At 47.8% G+C, this 5,746-nt stretch carries 6 protein-coding genes and 1 pseudogene; all 7 read right to left on the reverse strand.

Annotated features, from left to right (window positions below; translation table 11 throughout):
• Nucleotides 1-38: 38 nt before the first annotated feature.
• The gene (locus BWI97_RS29050; RefSeq protein ID WP_255403219.1) at nucleotides 39-377 is read right to left on the reverse strand and encodes a hypothetical protein; all 339 of its coding nucleotides are present in this window, start codon (nucleotides 375-377) and stop codon (nucleotides 39-41) included.
• A gap of 38 nt (nucleotides 378-415) precedes the next feature.
• Nucleotides 416-832, reverse strand: a complete 417-nt coding sequence (locus BWI97_RS29055) for a DeoR/GlpR family DNA-binding transcription regulator (protein ID WP_102203249.1) — start codon at nucleotides 830-832, stop codon at nucleotides 416-418.
• A gap of 48 nt (nucleotides 833-880) precedes the next feature.
• A complete protein-coding gene (locus BWI97_RS24925; protein ID WP_102203250.1) occupies nucleotides 881-1,240 on the reverse strand; it encodes a VOC family protein in 360 nt (119 codons plus the stop codon).
• A 9-nt stretch (nucleotides 1,241-1,249) separates the two neighbouring features.
• Entirely contained in the window at nucleotides 1,250-2,377 is a 1,128-nt protein-coding gene (locus BWI97_RS24930) for an MFS transporter (RefSeq protein WP_094812774.1), read from the reverse strand.
• A 196-nt stretch (nucleotides 2,378-2,573) separates the two neighbouring features.
• Nucleotides 2,574-2,807 (reverse strand): T9SS type A sorting domain-containing protein, encoded by a 234-nt coding sequence (locus BWI97_RS29350; RefSeq protein ID WP_102203251.1) that lies wholly within the window; start codon nucleotides 2,805-2,807, stop codon nucleotides 2,574-2,576.
• 350 nt (nucleotides 2,808-3,157) lie between these two features.
• Nucleotides 3,158-4,147, reverse strand: a pseudogene (locus BWI97_RS29355) (collagen-binding domain-containing protein); the annotation flags it as partial.
• Between the two features lie 682 nt (nucleotides 4,148-4,829).
• A partial coding sequence (locus BWI97_RS24945; RefSeq protein WP_102203253.1) for a DUF5009 domain-containing protein occupies nucleotides 4,830-5,746 on the reverse strand: 917 nt, incomplete at its 5' end.

The following is a 5,746-nucleotide window of genomic DNA, read 5'->3' on the forward strand; positions in this document are numbered from 1 at the left end:
CGATCGGGAAAACACATACGCATTATCCCGGTCGCGAACTAATTTCCTGCAATCAAAGGTTCGATACCCCCTTTTAACCAGAAATTTAGAGAAACGTACGCCTGCTTTTGATAAGGCTCAAAGCAGTGCGTCGTCTGCATTGCGTTCGGTAATGATATGGGATACTTCCGCAAGCCGGCATACTGCAAAAGGATCCTGCGTACAAGCTTGCTGGCGTCTGAGAGGGCAATGACCTGGAGCGAAGCAGCTGCCATGGCCCGTTTCAGTTCGGCCTCGGGCTGATGGGTGGCAGTAATGCCCGCCTGAAGATCGATGGAGCAAACGCCCATGAAAAACAAGTCTGCCCGGAACTGTTCGACGGCTTTTACGGCTAGCAATCCGGTTAAGATTTCCCGTTCTTTGTCGTACTTCCCACCTAGTATTTGTGTTCAATATTTGCATACTGACCCAGCAAAGGAATCAATGCTGCATTATTCGTAATCACCCGAAGTTCGATCGCTACGGGTAGCAAAGAAACGAGCGTGTAAACCGACGTACCACTATCCATGAATACCGTCATGCCGTTTCGCAGTAGTCGGATGGCTTTCAGAGCCATCCGTTCTTTGTCTTCACTCAGGTAGCCAATCCGATCTTTGAAGGTCAGGGGATGGGCGGAGCGGGGCATGGCTCCGCCGCGAATTTTAGCCAGCAGGCCCAGATTAGCCAGTTCATCAATATCCCGACGGATTGTATCTTCTGAAACGTTCAGCTCCAGACTGAGGCTGGCAAAGGTGACCGATTTTTCCTTTTCAAGCTGGGCCAGAATGTGCGAAAAGCGTAGTTCTTTTTTCATAACGCAGACGGCAGACGGTAACTCACTTCCAGACGATTCTGCTCCGGATCATGACTTTTCAAATTCGTAATACCCATCGCCCGTTACCCGTGGTCCGCGTAGGATAGGAAAACCCGCCCCGGCAAGTTCCTGAGCTTTACGCTCTACCGCCTCGCGACTTTCTACTTCAAATGCCAGGTGGATCAGCCCCAGGTGCTGTTGCTGAAGCGTGTCGTTACGGTTTTCCGGAATATCTGCTTTATGGAGCAGTTCGAGTCGGGCTCCTGACTCAAAATGCAGAAAGTAACTTTCCAGTCCTGTAGTCGCATTCCGGTACTTTGCGTTGGATTGGCCGTAAAAATACGTTTCGTAAAAAGCCCGCATGGTTTCCAGATGGCGGGTCCAGATGGCTACGTGTTCTAATTTCATGAATAAAAATCAGTGAAAAGATCGATAGGAAATACTCACCACCACCAGTAAGGCAGCAATGCCCGCAAAGGCTATGGGTAAGGAAGTCAATTCAGCCACCAGGCCAATGAGTGCCGGACCCGCCAGCTGACCCGCGTATCCAATGGTTGTGACGATGGGCAGAGCCTGAGCGGCCGAGGTATGTGGCAACTGTCCCGAGGCACTAAAAAAGATAGGCACAATGTTGGCCGCTCCCAGTCCGACGAGCGTGAAACCCACGAGCGAAAGTTCAAACCAGGGACTAAGAATGACCAGCCCAAAACCCGCACTGGCCAGTAAGGCTCCGCCCCTGACCAGCGTCCGGGCGTTCAGCTTTTGCGTAAGTCCATCCCCCAGCAACCGCAGGATGGTCATGGCTACGGAAAAAGCCGCGTATCCGAGTCCCAGCAAGGCGGGGTCCACGTGGTGGATGTCACGTAAAAAAACGGCACTCCAATCCAGGATGGAGCCTTCCGCCAGAAATACGATGAAACACATCAGACCCAGAAACAACACCGCCCCGCTGGGCCAGCTCAGACCTGCTGATGCTTCGCTGCGTACCTCTTCCGCTACGGGTAACAAAGCTTTATACTGACTACTGAGCATGAGTACCAGACTTAGCGAGACCAGTCCTGCCGCCCAGAATGGACTTAACTGGAGCTTTAATAAACCCGCCATTACCAAAGGTCCTAAGATTCCTCCCAGACTATAGAGGCCGTGAAAAGAAGACATAATCGGCTTTTGCATTTGTTTTTCGACGCTGAGGGCCTGTACATTCATCGCCACATCGACTGTAGCCATACTTGCCCCGAAAAAAAACAGGGCTGCTCCCATGGCTAGCGGATGAACCAGTATGACCAGGGTTGGCAACAGGAAGGCCATTAGTAAACCAGCCGCCAGAATGACGTTCCGACTTCCGTAGCGATGCAGGAAAATGCTACTCAGGGGAAGCATGATTAAGGCCCCAGCTCCAAGCGAAAGTAACAAAAGACCTAGCTGAGCCTCGTTCAGAGCCAGACGTTCTTTGGCAAAAGGCACCAACGGAGCCCAGGTGGCAATACCAAGGCCGCATACCAGAAAAATGAATAAGGTAGCCCTGCGAGCTTTCAATACCTGCATACGAATCTATTTTTTGCAATTTTATGCAAAAACGCATTTTAATGCAAAAAAAACAGTACTGAAATTCTAACCGATGGAAAAGGTGTATTCTTTGTTTACATCAAATTATTCACTATCAACTTTTTACAAAACAAAAAGAGACGGAAGTAGCTCCGCCTCTTTTGCATAGAATTGATTGAACTTGTAAACGAATAGCCTAAAGGATGACGATTTTGCGAGCATATACGCCTGAGAGGTCCTGGATACGTAAAACGTAGGTACCGGGTGCAAGCGACTGCGTAGGGCTTACCCGGATCTCCTGCGAAGCGGATGAAATCTGTACGGGTACACGTATGCCTTGTAAGGTTTGCAACTGAATCTGCGTGGCTTCGTCCTGAATGCGTAGGCTGAAGGTTGATCCCCGACTGGGGTTGGGGTATACGGAAAACAGACGATTTCGGGGGAATCGATAATGACGGAAACACTACGGAATATCTGACTGCTGCCATCCGTATCCATTTGTCTGAGGCGGTAGTAGTTGACTCCATAGGCCGCCTGTTCATCGACAAACGTGTAGGTCTGAGCTTGTTTCGACTGCCCTTTAGCGGGTAGCGTACGAATGCCTTCGAAGGTTTTACCATCGCGACTTTTTTCAACGATGAAATACGCACTGTTTACTTCCTGAGACGTACCCCAAGTCAGCACCGCCTGTTGCTGATTATTGGCTTCGGCCTTGAAGTAGCTCAATTCTACCGGGAGCGAGGTTTCCTTACAACCCGGAACGCTGGCATTGAATAACTGATAGTGGTTTTCGCCACCGGACTGATCGTAACTACGAGCAATCACCTGACCATCAATATTGCTGGAAATGCTTTTTATAACATCGGCAGACGGGGCCAGCAAACTTCCTTTGATGGTGTTATTTTGACTCGTCAATAAAATTTTACTGGTCTGATGAAAGTTAAAGAGGATGAATTGTCCGTCCTGATCACCAATACCGGTAAAGTTAAAGGGGTTCCAGTTGAAAGTTCCGTTTACACTTACGTTTATAACAAAGGGCGTTGAAGCATTGGGTCGTTGTACACTACCCGAAAATCCAATCGAAACAATCCGGTTTAAATCCTCACCTGAGATATTCAGCGTATTCACGGTATTCGCTTTCAAAACCACTTTTACCTGACCATGACCTGGAATTTGGGTAGAAGTAATCGGTTCGCCATTGGGAGTCACCAGAGTAGCGTTTGTCGAACAGAATGAAATGTCATGAGAAGCTACTTCAAAGTTTTTATAGATCGTCTCGAAATCAATTTTCTCGCCCTCACCAATGGGTACTTTATCAACGGGCTGCGTGAGTGCTAGTTCAATCCGTGGATTGCTATCGCGTGAAAATCCCTTTTTAACAATTCGCGTGCTTTCCGTTTGATGATTGCCATTGGAGACATCCGTATTACTCAGATTTCCAATCTTCACATAGCGGCCATTTCCAATCTTCACGGTATTGCCGCTTTCAAAAATCACCTGATTGCCTACGTACAGACCAATGATGTTCGTTCCCGTTCCTCTGTACGTGCCTACTTCATGAATATTAACCTGATAACCGCCTTTGATGATAAAATTACCACCAGCCGCCATAGGTCCGTCGGTTTCGTTGCTTGATACGGTCAGGTTATCCCGAACCATTACGTTAAAGCCCATCGCGGGGCTTAGAGGGTTTTGTGCGTGAGCCGTTACTGCAAGAGAAGTAAGTACGGCCGCTGCTAAGCTATTTCGTAGAGTAGATATAAACTGCATAGATTCAATCCTTTAAAATGAGACAACAGGGTTTGAGTCCTTGCTGGCAGGCAGGGGTTAATTCAATGCTTCAAAATGTTTCAAAAGGATACCTTAGCCCACGGCGTTAACACCTATCTTTCACAAAGACGGCGAACGAATAATGATATACGTAAGCCCTAACGAGGCATACGATACAGCAGGCGGCAAAGGTTAATCAATGAACACAACGGAATTTTGGATTTCGCAAAAGAAATCCCGAATGAGAACTGGGCGGTAAGTCAGGAACAAGCAGACGACAAAGAGGGCAAAAAACGACTGCTACAACACTAAAAAATACTGGCAGGTACTATTGGCGTTTAGACCTAACTATTTCTTGGCGGGAGACTGTTTCTCACGTATTCAAAACACCTGTAAAAGGGCGGCAGGGCCTTGATTACGAGGCAAATGTAATAGGCTTTTTTAATTAAGCAAACGTAATAATTAAAAATTTTTACTAATAACGAATAGTCATATCCGTTAGTTTATGCTTAAAAACCCGTTATCTATGAATTAATAATTAGTACTTCACTAGTTTAAATAGCTGCTTTTGTAACGTTTATTATTTATAGTTTTAAACGTATATGGATTGTACTTAACAACTGAGCGGTTGCAATTACCAAGCCCGAAAATATGAGACTCTTTATTAACCCTAGCCCACTGGTCAATAGAGCGTCGGGTAAAGTCCAGCCCGTAGCTCCGCTAGACTGTAAAAGTAATACGGCAACAGATAGCAGGTTAGCGTATATACACCGGCAGGTTTAAGCCAGGTAAACCAGTGTTCTTTTTGACCAATCTCCACTAGTACGTAAACTACCGCATACACCAATACAGCAATTCCGGTACACAGCAACACCCAGGTGGGCGTAGCCTGTATTTTAGAAATGATGAAGTACGCATGAGCGATAAAACCGGCTCCCAGCATGAGGCAGCCCCCTCCTAGCAGAAGACTCACTCCCCGAACCGGATCCTGTTTTCGTAGTAGAAGGGTTGTCAGCAGGCCCGCCATGGTAAAAGCGTGAAACGCTCCATTACCTAGAATCAGATCCTGCAAGGGAAAACCTGCGACTTGCCAGTCGGCGTGAGCAGCGATGGTCGCCAGCGTAAAAAAGAAGAACGCTCCAACCAGTGCTCCAGTAGTACCCTTCATCCACACATAGAGTAAGGCTGAAACGCCGTAGCCCCAGCCGATCAGTCCCAGGATTCCCCACCACTGAGGTCGGAAAATTTGCGGATTTTCTGGTGTACCTCCGCGAAATCGTACGGCCAGGACCAGTAAAATCAGTACACCCATACCTTGTAGTAGGCGGACCAAAACGGGGGCAAAAGTTTTCGGATACACATTCCAAATCAGAAAAAAAGCCGTAACCATCAAAATCTGAAACCAGGCCGAAGAAAGACCCGTGAGCTCTGAGTTTAGGTCCGGAGCATTGACCGTAAAAACTCCCATGACCAGTAATGCCAGCGTACGTACTACAATATGCCCGGAAATCCGTACCGGGGATTCTCCTTTGGTTAACCGGGCGTCTACGCCAAGCGGAATCGGACATCCCAGAATGAAAAGGAAACAGGGAAACACCG

It is taken from the genome of Siphonobacter sp. BAB-5405, from assembly GCF_002872335.1.
Classification (GTDB): Bacteria; Bacteroidota; Bacteroidia; order Cytophagales; family Spirosomataceae; genus Siphonobacter.